Genomic DNA, 14425 nt, shown 5'->3' on the forward strand with positions numbered 1-14425 from the left:
TCGCGAAAGAAATCCAGATGCGGGCGCGGCGCGCCGCCGCCGCGGTGAGGCGTGGCGCGGTTAGTCCGAGAAAAGCGTATTCAACGCATTGGCCGTTTCGCTATCGACGGTGTTCCATGTCACCGTATCCGCCTCGAAGATGTAGTGCGTCGTATATTTGCCCAGACGCGCGAGTATTTCCTCCTGAATTACTTCCGGCGCCACCTTCAGCTTCAGATACCACGCGGTAGACGACAAGCGCGTCTGGAACGCGCCGTACTCGGCGAGCAGATGGTCGAATGCATCAGCGTCGTGATCGCGACACACGATCACCAGATTTCCCTTCATGCGAATCTCCCGTTAAAGCGATAGCGTTAATCCCGACCTCAGGATTGATCATACCTGCTTCGTTGCGCGAAGCCCGGCGCCGTGAGCAAGCGTGGCCTCGGGCGCTTGCGGTGCATCGAGCCGGGTGTGCACGGCGCGCGCAGGCGCCCCGCCCCGGCAGCCGGCCCGCGCAAAGTAGAAAGAAAGAGTGGATCCCGCCGCGCGTCATGTGTCGACGCGCGTACCGTGTCACCAGGCGTTCACCGCCGTACGCGCGGAGGGCGCGGTGTCGTCGGGCGGCAATGCTTCGGTGCGGTCGCGGCCATGGGTCTTCGCCGCGTACAGCGCGGTATCGGCGCGGCTCATGATGCGCTCGGGCAGATCGTCGGGCGACAGTTCGGTGATGCCGATGCTCACGCTCAGGCCCACCGCGGTCGGCAGCTTCGGCGACGGCACGTCTTTCAGACGCAAGCGCAGGCGCTCGACGACCTCGCGTCCGGCCGTGAGATCGGTGGCGGGCAGCAGCAGGCCGAATTCCTCGCCGCCGAGCCGGCCGATCGCATCGGAGCCGCGCAGCTCGGCGCGGCAGGTATCGACGAAATGTTCGAGCGCGCGATCGCCGGCCGCATGGCCGAAGCGGTCGTTGATCTGCTTGAAGTGGTCGAGGTCGGCGATCGCCATGCACAGCGGCTCGTTGCCGGCCCGCGCGCGGTCGATTTCACGGCGCAACAGATCGAGGAAGTAACGCCGCGACAGCGCGCCGGTCAGCGCGTCATGTCGCGCCTCGGCCGACAGCAGCGTATTGGCCGACTGCAATTGCTCGGCGAGGTCGCGCGTCGCGCGATGATGGCGCCGCTCGCGCACGTACGACACGGTGATCACCCACGCAAGCGCGACGGTGCCGGCCAGCGTCAGAAAGACCAGCAGATGGTCGCGCTTGTGATTGCGCAGCAGCTCGGGCCACGCGGCGAGCGGGTCGACCAGGTGCGCGGAGAGTCCCGAATTCAGGCCGCTGCGGTTCTGGTAAAGCGCCGGCATCGCCTGGTCGAGCATGCCGAACAGCTGGCCGGCGATCGCCGTGGGCACCCACGGCGCCTGCTCGCGCACCTGCGTGTCCTCGCGGATCAGCATGTCGGGAAAGGTGTCGCGGCGGTAGACGATGCGGCGCTCGGCGGGACTCATCTGCGTGACGCGCGAATCGGGCAGCGCATGGCCTTCGAGCGCGCTGTTGTGCGCCATGATGATGACGCCGTTGTCGTCGGAGACGAAGGTGCCGGCATGCGCGACCCAGTGGCGCAAGCGCGCGATGCCCACCTTCGCGACCACCGCGCCGACCAGCAGCCCGTTCGTGTAGACCGGCGCGGCGATGAAGATGCCCGGCTCGCCGCTTCCGCGGCCGACGCCGTAGGCTTCGGCGAACGCGCCGAGCAGCGCGCTCGTCAGATAGCCACGCGCGCGCATATCGACGCCGACGAACGATTGCTGCGCGCTGTCCGGACTCCCGGCCGTCGTGCTCGACGCGACGCAGATGCCGTTCTCGTTGACGATCCAGATCTGGTCGAGCCCGGAGAACCCTTGCGCGTCGTGCAGGAATTTGCCGACCGCCGTCATCTGCGGGTTGTTGAGCAACGCGGTGCGCAGCGCGGGTTCCGCGGCCTCGCCGTTCGCGGCATAATTCTGCGATTGCACCAAAGCGCGCTGGACCAGGTCCATTTCGGCCATGGTCGCGGGGATGGCGCGGGACATCGCGAGGTCGCTGGCGATCACTTCGGCCATGTTGTCGACGATCGAGGTGGACATCTGCCGTTGCGTGCGCAGCGCCGCATCCAGCTCTTGCTGTACCATCCGGTCCGCGACGATGCCTGCCACGAACCAGCAAGCCAGTACGATCAGCACGAAGCTGATCGGCCCGGCTAGCTGGCGCAAGGTTGTCGTCCTGTTCATCGACCCTCTGATCCGTCTGGCTGTGACATGCAACTTGCTCTTTCGTGGCAGCGTGCTGACGCTGCGTTGGCCGCCGCTCGGTTGGCGGTCGTCCTGACCATTGACCCGGCCAGCGAACTGGCCGCCCAGTGGGCCCCGATGCCGGCCCGTGCGTCGCATCCGGTCTCCGATCGACACCGGATGCCGCACCCCGCCGGCGCGCGGGATCAACTGTTCTTAAACAGGTACGTCGTTCCCTGATTTTAACCGTCGCGACGCACGATGCCACCGTTATTGCCGAGATGCGCACTGCATGGCTCGGGCCGATCAGGTTCTTAACGGCAACCGCGCCGGTTTCTTGATAGCTGTACGGGTTTTCCGGCTGATTCGCGACCGTGGCGGATGCGCGACGCGCGGCGCACGTGCCGCAGTCCGCCGCAACGCGGTACCGTGTGGCGCGGTGGCGCGAAGCGCGCCTGGCTCGCCTTACCGGAGCCTTGCTGGACGGGCTTGTTGACCACGCAGTGCAATTTGCGGCTAAAGGTTGTGCCTGAAACATAGGATGGTGTAGTGTCGTGCCGTCCAAAACGAGGAAAGCCCGCCGGCCTTCGGGCGGCGCCCGCGGCGACAGCAGTCCGGCCTGATGGTGGTGGTCGTGGGCGGTTGGTCCATGAGCATGTTCGTCGCCGGGCCACGTGTCTCCAACGCTAACGATTTACCACGCACGCGTGTTTTGCCATGCCTGATTTCCGCTTTCCGGACCAACCCACAGACCGCCGTGCGATAGCCACGGCCTCCTTCGAACGTTCGAACGCCCGCGTCGACGGGGAGGGCATCTGATGGATTTCAGCTTCAACCTGAAGCGCACCGCCAATGCATCGGCATGGCGGGTGCTGCCCAACCGCTGGGACTTTGTCGCGTTTCCGCTGATTATCTGCATCATCGCGATGGCGGCGATCGGCTTTCATGAAACGCTCGCGCCGATGTCGACGCTGCAGACCCAGGCCATCTCGCTCGATCCGTCGAACCTGCCCGAGTACGCGATGCGCACCACGCTGCGCATGCTCGCGGCGATGGTCGCCTCGCTCGTGTTCACGCTCGTGTACGGCACGCTCGCGGCCAAGAGCCGCCGCGCCGGCCTCGTGCTGGTGCCGATTCTCGACATCCTGCAGTCGGTGCCGGTGCTCGGCTACATTTCGTTTACCGTCACGTTCTTTCTGGCCATGTTCCCGGGCCGTGTGCTCGGCGCCGAGCTTGCCGCGATCTTCGCGATCTTCACGAGCCAGGCGTGGAACATGACGTTCAGCTTCTATCAGTCGCTGCGCACGGTGCCGCGCGATCTCGACGAAGTGTCGCGCGGCTTCCATCTGACGTCGTGGCAGCGCTTCTGGAAGCTCGAAGTGCCGTTCTCGATGCCGGGCCTCATCTGGAACATGATGATGTCGATGTCGGGCGGCTGGTTCTTCGTGGTCGCGTCCGAAGCGATCACCGTCGGCAACCGCACGATCACGCTGCCGGGCATCGGCGCCTATCTCGCGCAGGCGATCGCCGGGAAGAACCTGCCCGCCATCGGCTGGGTGATCCTCGCGATGACGGTCGTGATTCTCGCGTACGACCAGTTCCTGTTCCGTCCGCTGGTCGCGTGGGCCGACAAGTTCCGCATGGAATTCACGAGCTCGGGCGATGCGCCTGATTCGTGGCTGCTCGACCTGATCCGCCGCACCCGGCTGATTCACCGTCTGCTGGTGCCGCTCGGCTGGATGCTCGCGCACGCCGCGCGCGTGCGCCTGCAGTTGCCGGCGTTCCGCGCGCCGCGCTTCCATATTCCGCAGCGCGAGAAGAGTTCGAAGGTCGGCGACATCGCGTGGGCGGCGCTCGTCCTGATCGCAACCGTGTTCGTCGTGTATCGCGTGTTCCTCTACGTGCGCACCGGCGTTACGCTCGCCGAGGTCGGTCACGTGTTCGTGCTCGGCTCGATCACGCTGCTGCGCGTGGTGGTGCTGATCGTGATCGCGTCGCTGGTCTGGGTGCCGGTCGGCGTGCTGATCGGGCTGCGCCCGGCGCTCGCCGGAAAGATCCAGCCGATCGCGCAGTTCCTCGCCGCGTTCCCGGCGAACCTGCTCTTCCCGGTGTTCGTGATCGCGATCGTGCGCTTCCACCTGAACCCGGACATCTGGCTGTCGCCGCTGATCGTGCTGGGTACCCAGTGGTATATCCTGTTCAACGTGATCGCCGGGGCGAGTTCATATCCGAACGATTACCGCGAGGCGGCCAAGAACTTCCACATCCGCGGCTGGCAATGGTGGCGTCAGGCGATGCTGCCGGGCATCTTCCCGTACTACGTGACCGGCGCGATCACCGCGTCCGGCGGCGCGTGGAACGCGAGCATCGTCGCCGAGTTCGTCCAGTGGGGCGACACCAGGGTGTCCGCGCATGGGCTCGGCGCCTATATCGCGCAGACGACCGCGGCCGGCGACTATCCGAAGATCATCGTCGGCATCGCCGTGATGTCCCTGTTCGTGACACTCTTTAACCGTCTGCTGTGGCGTCCGATGTACGCCTACGCCGAAGGCAAGCTCCGCCTAGATTGAGAAATGAAGGCATAACGCGATGCAAACTCCGAAAGCTGCTATGACTGCCGCGCCGATCCAGACGCCGCCGAGGCCCCCACGCCTCGGCGAGGAAATCCTGCGCGTAAAGGACGTGTGCCGCGGCTTCAACAAGACTCAGGGCGAACTGCTCGTGCTCGACGACGCGAATCTGTCGCTGCGCGAAGGCGAGATCGTCGGTTTGCTCGGCCGCTCGGGCTCGGGCAAGTCGACGCTGCTGCGCATCATCGCCGGTCTGATCGAGCCGACCGACGGTGAAGTCACCTATATGGGCAAGCCGCTCGAAGGCCCCGCGAAAGGCGTCGCGATGGTGTTCCAGACGTTCGCGCTATTCCCGTGGCTGACCGTGCTGCAAAACGTGGAAGCGGGCCTCGAGGCGCAGGGCGTGGCCGCCAGCGAGCGGCGCACGCGGGCGCTCGCCGCGATCGACCTGATCGGCCTCGACGGTTTCGAAAACGCGTACCCGCGCGAGTTGTCGGGCGGCATGCGCCAGCGCGTCGGCTTCGCGCGCGCGCTGGTGGTCGACCCGACGCTGCTGCTGATGGACGAGCCGTTCTCCGCGCTCGACGTGCTGACCGCCGAAACGCTGCGTACCGACCTGCTCGATCTGTGGACGCAGGGCCGTATGCCGATCAAGGCGGTGCTGATCGTCACGCACAACATCGAGGAAGCGGTGTTCATGTGCGACCGGATTCTGGTGCTGTCGTCGAATCCGGGCCGCGTGATCGCCGAAATCAAGGTGCCGTTCAAGCATCCGCGCAATCGTCTGGACCCGGCGTTCCGGCGTCTGGTCGACGAAATCTACGCGAAGATGACCGCGCGCCAGACCGATGAAAAAACCCGCAAGGGGCTGGAGCTGCACAGCTGGCTGCCGCACGTGTCGACCAACCTGATGGCCGGTCTGATCGAGACGCTCGCCGCCGCGCCGTATCACGGCCGCGCGGACATGCCCGAAATCGCGCGCTCGCTGCATCTGGAAGTGGACGACCTGTTTCCGATCGCCGAAGTGCTGCAACACCTCGGGTTTGCGGACGTGCGCGAAGGCGATATTTTTCTGACGCCGCCGGCGCGCGTGTTCGCCGAGTTCGGCACCCAGGAGCGCAAGATGATGTTCGCCGAGCATCTGCTGCGGCACGTGCCGCTCGCGGCTCGGATCAAGAGGGTGCTCAACGAGCGGCCCGGGCATCGCGCGCCGCGTGTGCGCTTCGAGCAGGAGCTGGAAGACTTCCTGTCGGACAGCGCCGCCGAGGAAACCCTCGACGCGGTCATCAACTGGGGCCGCTATGGCGAGATCTTCTCGTATAACGACCAGACCGAAATTTTCAGCCTGGAAGACGTGGAGTCGTAAGCGACGTTTGTCGGAAGGACTGTGCTTCAGGGAGCAAGCGGCGAGGTCGATTCAGGCCTCGCCGTTGTTTTATTGCAGATTGCCCCAGCGGTCGACCGCCGGTTCGGCCGTCGCCCACTTCCAGCCCTTGTCCTGTTGGCACGCGCTCGCCGTGAACCACGTCTCGGGCGCATTCGGGCCGTCGCCGTCCTGTACCGAAAACACGAATTCCTTGCACTGCGCGAGAGCCGAGTCCACGGTGCGGGTCACCCGCACCTGACCGTGGCCGTTCTCGATCGGCAACGTGTGCTTGACCGACCACGGACGCGTTTCGCCGACCGGCATTGTGCCGACCAGCGCCGCCATCAGATCCTGCTGGTCCTGGTGCATGTTGCGCATGTAGCGGGCGACCACCTCGTCGGTGGCAGCCTGCACCGCGATGCCGACGCCGAGCGCGACGGCCGGGTTGCTGGTCACGATACCCGACGCGACACCCGCGGCCGCGCCGCTTGCCGCACCGATCGACGCGCAGCCGCTCGCGAGCAGGCTCGCGCCGACGCATAGCGCGCTGGCGGCGAAGAGCCGCAGCCGATTGCCTGAGAGAGGCGGCGTGCGCCGCCGGGCGATGTGGGGCGAGCCGCGCCGCGTCGATTCAGGCGACGCTTGCGGCAAAGTGGGCCGTGCCGTCATTGCAAGGCGCCCCAGCGCTCGGTGGCCGGTTCAGCGGACGCCCAACGCCAGTTCTGGCCGTCGCGGCAGATCGACGCGATGAAAAACGAGCTGCTGGCCGGCGTGTTCTGCTTCGCGGTCTGATCGATCGAGAAGACGATTTCCTTGCAGTCGAGCGCACCGGTGCTGATGAGCCGGCTGACCGTCACGCGGCCATGTTCGTCGTCTTCGATCGGGAAAGAGTGCGTGATGCTCCACGGCGCGACCGCGCCGATATCGAGCGGACCGGCCGCCTGCGCGATGCTGTTCTGGGTGTTCCGGTGGACTACGCGCTCCGAGTACTGCACGCCCGCGCGCGCCGCGGCCACTGCGCCGAGCCCGATACCGGTTGCGACTGCTGCATTGCTGGTGACCTTGCTGGCGACCGACGCACCTGCGATACCCGCGCCCGCTACCGCGCCTTCCGAGTAAAGCGAACTGCAGCCGCTCAATGCGGACGAGACGATGACCGCGAGTGCGACCAGTACCATGGGCACGGTTGCGCGAGGGCCTCTGCCGTTGACAATGGATCGTGCGTTACCGGCGCACGCTGGGTTGTTTTGCATTCTGTTGTTCCTGCTCTACAAGTGCCGTCGATCACCCGTGAGGATGTAAACGAACGGCAGGCCGTTCAATTCGCTGCCGCATTGTGCAGGATGCGATTTGTAATTGGCACCGGAAAAATGCAAGAAATTGCAAAACACTGTGCGCGCTCCGCGGTTTTCTGTTTAACCGCGGACGGACATTCCTGGCGCTGCCAGGTAAATGGAGCCCACGCCTTTTGGCAAGCGGGTAGTTATTCCTGAAGTGCGAATGGCCGCGGTGAACGTAACGTGCCGCTAAACGCGGCACGATTACAAACGCGAATGCCCTTGGCGAGGGCCCCGCACTCGGCAATGCGATGACGATAATCGATAAGCGGGGGACGGTTGGCAGCCACTCGCACTGCGACGAGTCTTATTGCTCGACTTCCTGTTCGCCGCCTTCGTCGCCGTAGGCGCTCAGCCGGTTGTACAGCGTCTTCAGACTGACGCCGAGCGCTTTGGCCGCACGCCGTTTGTCGCCGCCGCAGTGTTTGAGCGTGCCGAGGATGATCTGCTTCTGCGCATCGGCGAGCGGCGTGCCGATCCATACACTCATCGAGTCGCCTTGGGTGACCGCTTTCTTGACCCGCGACGCGAGATGCGGATGGGGCAATTCCACGGTCTTCTCGGCAAGAATGAACGCGCGGTACACGGCGTTTTTCAGCTCGCGCACGTTGCCCGGCCACGACCATGCGCGCAGCGTTTCGATCGAGCGTTTGCTGAAGCTCTTGTGGGTGCCTTCCTGCCGATTGAGTTGCGCGAGGAAGTATTGCGCGAGCAGTTCGCGGTCGTTTTCGCGTTCGCGCAGAGGCGGCGCGCGCAACGGAAAGACCGCGAGCCGGTACATTAGATCCTCGCGCAAGCCGTTTTCTTTGACCGCCACGGCTGGGTCGCGATTGGTCGCCGCGATCACGCGCACGTCGCCGCTAATCAGTTCATTGCCACCGACCCGATAGAACGTGCCGGTTTCGAGCGCGCGCAGCAGTTTGACCTGACGCACCGGCGCCATTTCGGTGATTTCGTCGAGAAACAGCGTGCCGCCGTTCGCATGTTCGAAGTAGCCGATGCGGCCCTGCACCGCGCCGGTGAAGCTGCCTTTCTCATGACCGAACAACTCGGCTTCAATCAGTTCATCGGGAATCGCGCCGCAGTTCACGGCGACGAACGCGCCGTCCTTGCGGCGGCTGCGCTCGTGAATGGTGCGGGCGATCAGTTCCTTGCCGGTGCCCGATTCGCCGATGATCAGCGCGGTCGCGTCGGTATCGGCGACGCGCTCGATCTGCTCGTACAGATCCAGCATCACCGGCGACGAGCCATACAGCAGCCCGTACGATTTCAGTCCCGCGACGCCGTCCGCTACGCGCTGCTTCGTTTGTGGCGAAGCATTGCCGGCAGCGGAGACGATGGGCGGGTCCAGATCGATTGACGGCATAAACGGGGAGTCCTGTGCAAATGAAGTTCGATACTGCGCAGCGCAGGCCTTGAACGCGATAGACCGTACAGCCACTATCTCATAAAGAACGATTTAACCACTTCGACGCTGTTTCCGGCAATCGAACCGGCAATTAGCGAGATACCGGTGGCTGCAATCGGTCGAACTTGCGCTGCGCTGCTTTCGTAAATTGCGTTAGCGCACCGCATTTACCGGGCACATGGTTTGCATGATTGACCGACTCATCGACTCGTGTGAGTCTTTAACAGCGATCGAGATCGCCGGCTGAGCAACGCGTGGACGACACAGTTGACCGGCGCTCGCATGTCGCGAAGTCCGCAAGAACGCCGAACAGACGAGGAGCGAACAATGACTGACACCACACAACAACTTGCACTCGGCGGCCAGAAGCTCGTCGAAGATCTCCGGGTGCTGCTGAGGGACTCCGAGGAAATGCTGCGTCTGGCGGCCAACGTGCCGGGCGAAAGCGTCGGCGCGTTGCGCGAGCGGCTCGGCACCCATGTCGAGACGCTGCAGTCGGCCCTCGGCGACGCGCAACGCGGCGCCCACCGCCGTTATCGCGAAGCGACAGTCGGCACCGAGCGCTATGTGCGTCATAACCCCTGGCGGTCGGTCGCGATCGCGGCGGGCACCGGCTTTCTGCTGGGGGTGCTGGTCGCGCGTTAGACGCGGGCACGCCAGGCGATGTGCAGTGGCTTGCAGTTGGGCGCACGCCTGGTCGCGCCCGCATCGGCTGATTCGCGCACTCTTCACATAGACTCATGACAAGGAGCTCACGATGGCACGACCCACGATTGGCATTTTTGGCGCATTGATGGCGCTCGGCGGCTTTCTGGCGGTTCGCTATGTGCAGCAGAAACGCACGGGTCAGCTCTCGCCGGCACGGGAACTGAACCGCTGGGAAAACGAAGGCGGCGCGGTGGTGGCCGCGCGCCCAGGCGAGGTGACGACGGCCGCGCCGGCCGCCAGGAGTACCAACGGCTCTGGCCAGGCGAATCGCCAGGACCGGGCGTGGCCATTTCCGCGCGGCTGACACTGCACGGCCGCAAGATACTGGCGACATCAGCGCATTGCGCGTCAATGGCGGGACCCACCTGGGTAGCATGGTTAAATAATGTCAATAAAGTCGTATAATCGATAAATACACAACAATGACCGAGGGTTTGGCGTCGTATGTCGTGTCGTTGTTGCAATTTTCGATTAAATGACGGGCCGACGTACACCCAGCGCACGCGCGTGCGCTGCCGTCGGTCTTCCTTGCAGCATGCATATCGGCATGCTTCGCTTCCACACCCACGCTTGCAGGTTTTCGAAACGCGATGCCACATGTACTGATTGTCGATGACGACGCAAGTACCCGCGAGGCGCTGTCCGCCATCATCGGCGAAGACGGACTGACCACCGCCACCGCGGGCGATCTGCGCGAAGCGCGAATTCAACTCGTCCGGCAGATGCCGGACGTCGTATTCACCGATCTCAAGCTGCCCGACGGCAGCGGGGTCGATCTGTTCGAAGATCTCGATCCGCGCTCCGGCGTGGAAGTGATCGTGATCACCGGTCATGCGACGGTGGAGTCGGCGGTCAACGCGCTGAAAATGGGCGCGACCGACTACCTCGTGAAGCCGATCAACATGCAGCGCGTGAAGGCGATCCTGTCGCGTCTGCCGCGTGCCGGCGACCTGAAGGCCGAGATCGGCACGCTGCGCGGCGAGTTGCGCCGCATGGGCCGTTTCGGCCTGATGCTCGGCAATTCGCCGGCCATGCAGGAAGTCTACGATCAGATCAGCCGGGTCGCGCCGACCGCGGCGTCGGTCATGCTGGTGGGCGAATCGGGTACCGGCAAGGAAGTCGCCGCGCAGACGCTGCACGAGCTGAGCCTGCGCCGCAAGCACGCGTTTCTCGCGGTGAATTGCGGCGCGATCTCGCCGAACCTGATCGAATCCGAGATGTTCGGCCACGAGCGCGGTTCGTTCACCGGCGCGGACCGGCAACACAAGGGCTACTTCGAGCGCGCGAACGGCGGCACGCTGTTCCTCGACGAAATCACCGAGATGCCGATCGAGTTGCAGGTGAAGCTGCTGCGTGTGCTCGAAACCGGCATGTTCATGCGCGTCGGTACCACCAAGGAAATCGAAACCGACGTACGCCTGATCGCGGCCACCAATCGCGACCCGGAGCAGGCGGTGCTCGAAGGCAAGCTGCGGCTCGACCTCTATCACCGGCTGAACGTATTTCCGATCAGCCTGCCGCCGCTGCGTGATCGCGGCAAGGACGTGGAACTGCTCGCGCAGGCATTCCTCGACGAACTCAACGAACGCCATGGCACGAAGAAGCATTTCCCGGTCGCCCTGAAGGAGATGCTGCTGTCGTATCCATGGCCCGGCAATGTGCGTGAACTGAAGAATTACGTGCAGCGCGCGCACATCATGTCGAGCACGGATTCGGACAGCACCGCGACCGTGCCGTTGCAGATCACGTTGTCGAAGCCCGCGGCCGGTACGACGATCACGATTCCGTTCGGCACGTCGCTCGCCGAAGCGGATCGTCAGCTGATTCTCGCGACGCTCGAACAATGCGGCGGCGTGAAGACGCGCGCGGCGGAAATTCTCGGCATCAGCCTGAAGACGCTGTACAACCGCCTCGTCGAATATGGCAACGATGCCCGCGACGACGGCGATGCCACCGACGAATCGCGCGCTCTGGGCGGCGCGGACGCCTGATTCGAGCGGGCTGGCCCGTCATCGATCGGCATCTGTTCGCTCGCATTGATTGCGCGCGCGGTCGGCGTGCGAGATCGACGGCGGACCAGTTGGGGATCGGTTGGTGATCGGTCTAAGGCGTCGACGAACCGTCCGCGCCAGGCGCCGGCTTTCGCGCTGCTCAGGCTGATCCCTGCCACGCCGCGCGGTCGGCGTCGACGGCACGTGCCTTGCTGTGTTCCGATGGAACGCAAAACGAGGTTATCGACATGCCGCTATACGCTGCCGCACCCGCGCCGTTCCTGCCCAAGCGCGCTCACCGGCCAGAGCCGATCGAGCCGCCCGCGGCGCCTCCCACCGCCCCCCCGGACCCCGGCGAGCCCGACACGGTCCCTGGCCCGACTCCCGAACCGATCGATCCTGATGTACCGGCGACACCGCCGATCGGTGACCCACCTCCGCAGCCGACGCAAACCCCGCAGGCCGGCGAACGTTCGCAGTTGCCGATGCAGGGTTGACGCGCCGCGCCGACAAGGCCGAGTCCGGACGCGGCGCTCGTTGCGTGACGCGCCGCCCGACTTGCTGCGGCCGTTTGGTTCGGACCGCGGTGCGGTGCAGCGAATCGATGTAGTTGTTACAAGCCCGGCGCATGTTTTACCGGCAATTACCGTCACGCCCCCTACACTGTAGGGATGCCGCGACACGCGGCAGGCTTCCCCGGAGGCATCGATCATGAGACATCCCGCATTGCGACGTTCCGCGCGGCATGCGAAGCGCGGGCCCAAACAGGGCGACGGCAAAACGGAGCCCGCAGTCTCGCCGGATCCGGCCGAACAAAACCGAATTGCTCCCGATGCCCCGCCGGACGGCGAGCACAACCAGGGTGGAGTGCGCCGCGAAGGTCTCGAATACCAGCGCGATCTCGGCTCGGAGCAGGACGCCTGAACGCGGCCAGCGGCGCGGCACCGCCGCGGAAGTGGGCGCCGTGGAAAGATTTCCGGTTTTATGCGGCCGGGGAAAGAATTTCTTCGCGATTAGTAGAAGGCGCGAGCTCCGGCTTCCGCTGTCACATTTGCATACAAATTTCTTCCCCGTATCTCGATAATCGGCACGTGATTTGCGTGCACCGATTTGGCGCATGTCCGCATACAACGAAACAATGGAGCACCAATGAGCAGATTGATCGTGGTATCGAATCGTGTCGCACCGATCCAGGAGGCGCGCCCGGCGGCGGGCGGGCTTGCGATCGGCGTGCTCGACGCGCTGAAGGAAACCGGCGGAGTCTGGTTCGGCTGGAGCGGCGAAACCGTCGGCGAGTCGTCCGCGCCCGTGATCGAGAAACAGGGCAACGTGACGTACGCGAGGGTGGGCCTCACCAAGCGCGACTACGACCAGTACTACCGCGGCTTCTCGAACACGACGCTGTGGCCGACCTTCCACTACCGCAACGACCTGTCGCGCTACGATCGCGACGAATACGCGGGCTATCTGCGCGTGAACACCATCTTCGCGAAGCAGCTCAAGGACTTGCTGAGGCCCGACGACATCATCTGGGTGCACGACTACCATCTGCTGCCGTTCGCGCGCGAGCTGCGCGAGCTCGGCGTGAAAAATCCGATCGGCTTTTTCCTGCACATTCCGTTTCCGGTGCCCGAGGTGCTGCGCACGATTCCGCCGCACGACGAACTCGTGAAGGCGATGTGCAGCTACGACGTGATCGGTTTCCAGACCGAGGCTGACCGCCAGTCGTTCGTCGACTATATCGAGCGCGGCCACCACGGCACATCAAGCGAAGACGGCATGGTGCACGCGTTCAACCGTTTCCTGAAGGTGGGCGCATATCCGATCGGCATCTATCCGGATGCAATCGCGAAGGCCGCCGAGCAGTTCACCGATCGCAAGCCCGTACGCAGCCTGCGCGACGGCATGCGCGGGCGCAAGCTGATCATGAGCGTCGACCGGCTCGACTATTCGAAGGGGCTGGTGGAGCGCTTTCAGGCATTCGAGCGGCTGCTGCAGAACGCGCCCGGCTGGCACGGCCGCGTGTCGCTCGTGCAAATCGCGCCGCCGACTCGCGCGGACGTGCAGACCTATCAGCGCATCCGGCAAACGCTGGAAGGGGAAGCGGGGCGCATCAACGGCCGGTTCGCGCAACTCGACTGGACACCGATCCAGTATCTGAACCGCAAGTACGAACGCAATCTGCTGATGGCGCTGTTCCGCCAGTCGCAGGTCGGCTATGTGACGCCGCTGCGCGACGGCATGAATCTGGTCGCCAAGGAATACGTCGCATCGCAGGACCCGGCCGATCCGGGCGTGCTCGTGCTGTCGCAATTCGCGGGGGCCGCCGAGCAGTTGCCGGGCGCGCTCGTCGTCAATCCGTTCGATCTGTCGCAGATGGCCGAAGCGCTCGAGCGCGCGTTGTCGATGCCGCTCGCCGAGCGCCAGGCGCGTCACGCGGACATGATGAAGCCGCTGCGCGAGAACAACCTGTCGGTGTGGCGCGATTCGCTGCTCGACGATCTGCGCAACGTCGCGACCGCATCGTCGGTGACGGCCAAAGCGGTAAAGCTCGCTGACGTGACGGCATCGTCGTCGTAGGCGGACGGGCGCGGCCCGCGCGGTTTGCGGGCGGCGCGCATGCCGGTCACGTCCTGATTGTCAGGTACCACGGCAGGAAAAAATGAAGGGCGCGCATCGCGGAGTGCGGTGCGCGCCTTTTTGCATTGCGGCGCATACGCCGTATCCGCCATCGTGTACCGGCATGCGGCGCCGTATCTCACCGTGCACGCCTACGCGCAAGCAACTCGGTCGAT

13 protein-coding genes are annotated in these 14425 nt (G+C 64.6%); 8 read left to right on the top strand and 5 right to left on the bottom strand.

All coding sequences use genetic code 11. The features are described from left to right. Nucleotides 1-60: 60 nt before the first annotated feature. Nucleotides 61-327, bottom strand: a complete 267-nt coding sequence (locus VGH68_RS08150) for a hypothetical protein (RefSeq protein WP_331603064.1) — start codon at nucleotides 325-327, stop codon at nucleotides 61-63. 228 nt (nucleotides 328-555) lie between these two features. After that, complete coding sequence (locus tag VGH68_RS08155) at nucleotides 556-2250, bottom strand: diguanylate cyclase (protein ID WP_331603065.1); 1695 nt, start codon at nucleotides 2248-2250, stop codon at nucleotides 556-558. An 818-nt stretch (nucleotides 2251-3068) separates the two neighbouring features. On the opposite strand from VGH68_RS08155, the gene VGH68_RS08160 reads away from it, so the two are divergent. Continuing rightward, complete coding sequence (locus VGH68_RS08160) at nucleotides 3069-4820, top strand: ABC transporter permease subunit (RefSeq protein WP_331603066.1); 1752 nt, start codon at nucleotides 3069-3071, stop codon at nucleotides 4818-4820. Between the two features lie 19 nt (nucleotides 4821-4839). Then, nucleotides 4840-6186 carry a nitrate/sulfonate/bicarbonate ABC transporter ATP-binding protein gene (locus tag VGH68_RS08165; protein WP_331603067.1) on the top strand — a complete coding sequence of 449 codons (1347 nt, stop codon included), beginning with the start codon at nucleotides 4840-4842 and terminating at the stop codon, nucleotides 6184-6186. A gap of 69 nt (nucleotides 6187-6255) precedes the next feature. Here VGH68_RS08165 and VGH68_RS08170 read toward each other — a convergent pair whose 3' ends face one another. The 3 genes from VGH68_RS08170 to VGH68_RS08180 all read right to left on the bottom strand — a co-directional run bounded on the left by VGH68_RS08170 (nucleotide 6256) and on the right by VGH68_RS08180 (nucleotide 8889). Continuing rightward, nucleotides 6256-6855 (bottom strand): hypothetical protein, encoded by a 600-nt coding sequence (locus VGH68_RS08170; protein ID WP_331603069.1) that lies wholly within the window; start codon nucleotides 6853-6855, stop codon nucleotides 6256-6258. Beyond that, the gene (locus VGH68_RS08175) at nucleotides 6852-7439 is read right to left on the bottom strand and encodes a hypothetical protein (RefSeq protein ID WP_331603070.1); all 588 of its coding nucleotides are present in this window, start codon (nucleotides 7437-7439) and stop codon (nucleotides 6852-6854) included. The genes VGH68_RS08170 and VGH68_RS08175 overlap by 4 nt, the downstream gene beginning before the upstream one ends. A 391-nt stretch (nucleotides 7440-7830) precedes the next feature. After that, on the bottom strand, nucleotides 7831-8889 hold the full coding sequence (locus tag VGH68_RS08180; protein ID WP_331603071.1) for a sigma-54 dependent transcriptional regulator: 1059 nt from the start codon (nucleotides 8887-8889) through the stop codon (nucleotides 7831-7833). Between the two features lie 369 nt (nucleotides 8890-9258). Here VGH68_RS08180 and VGH68_RS08185 point away from each other — a divergent pair, with 369 nt between their 5' ends. The 6 genes from VGH68_RS08185 (at nucleotide 9259) to otsA (ending at nucleotide 14210) form a co-directional block, all read left to right on the top strand. Then, the gene (locus tag VGH68_RS08185) at nucleotides 9259-9576 is read left to right on the top strand and encodes a DUF883 family protein (protein ID WP_331603072.1); all 318 of its coding nucleotides are present in this window, start codon (nucleotides 9259-9261) and stop codon (nucleotides 9574-9576) included. A 112-nt stretch (nucleotides 9577-9688) separates the two neighbouring features. Continuing rightward, nucleotides 9689-9943 carry a hypothetical protein gene (locus VGH68_RS08190; RefSeq protein ID WP_331603073.1) on the top strand — a complete coding sequence of 85 codons (255 nt, stop codon included), beginning with the start codon at nucleotides 9689-9691 and terminating at the stop codon, nucleotides 9941-9943. Nucleotides 9944-10229: 286 nt separating this feature from the next. Beyond that, nucleotides 10230-11630 carry a sigma-54 dependent transcriptional regulator gene (locus VGH68_RS08195; RefSeq protein WP_331603074.1) on the top strand — a complete coding sequence of 467 codons (1401 nt, stop codon included), beginning with the start codon at nucleotides 10230-10232 and terminating at the stop codon, nucleotides 11628-11630. 248 nt (nucleotides 11631-11878) lie between these two features. Next, nucleotides 11879-12127 (top strand): hypothetical protein, encoded by a 249-nt coding sequence (locus VGH68_RS08200; protein WP_331603075.1) that lies wholly within the window; start codon nucleotides 11879-11881, stop codon nucleotides 12125-12127. A 214-nt stretch (nucleotides 12128-12341) separates the two neighbouring features. Then, a complete protein-coding gene (locus VGH68_RS08205; RefSeq protein ID WP_331603076.1) occupies nucleotides 12342-12554 on the top strand; it encodes a hypothetical protein in 213 nt (70 codons plus the stop codon). 225 nt (nucleotides 12555-12779) lie between these two features. After that, nucleotides 12780-14210: an alpha,alpha-trehalose-phosphate synthase (UDP-forming) gene (gene otsA / locus VGH68_RS08210; protein ID WP_331603077.1), complete on the top strand. Its 1431-nt coding sequence runs from the start codon at nucleotides 12780-12782 to the stop codon at nucleotides 14208-14210. Nucleotides 14211-14425 lie beyond the last annotated feature (215 nt).

Origin of the sequence: Paraburkholderia sp. (assembly GCF_036488505.1) — a bacterium.
GTDB lineage: Bacteria > Pseudomonadota > Gammaproteobacteria > Burkholderiales > Burkholderiaceae > Paraburkholderia.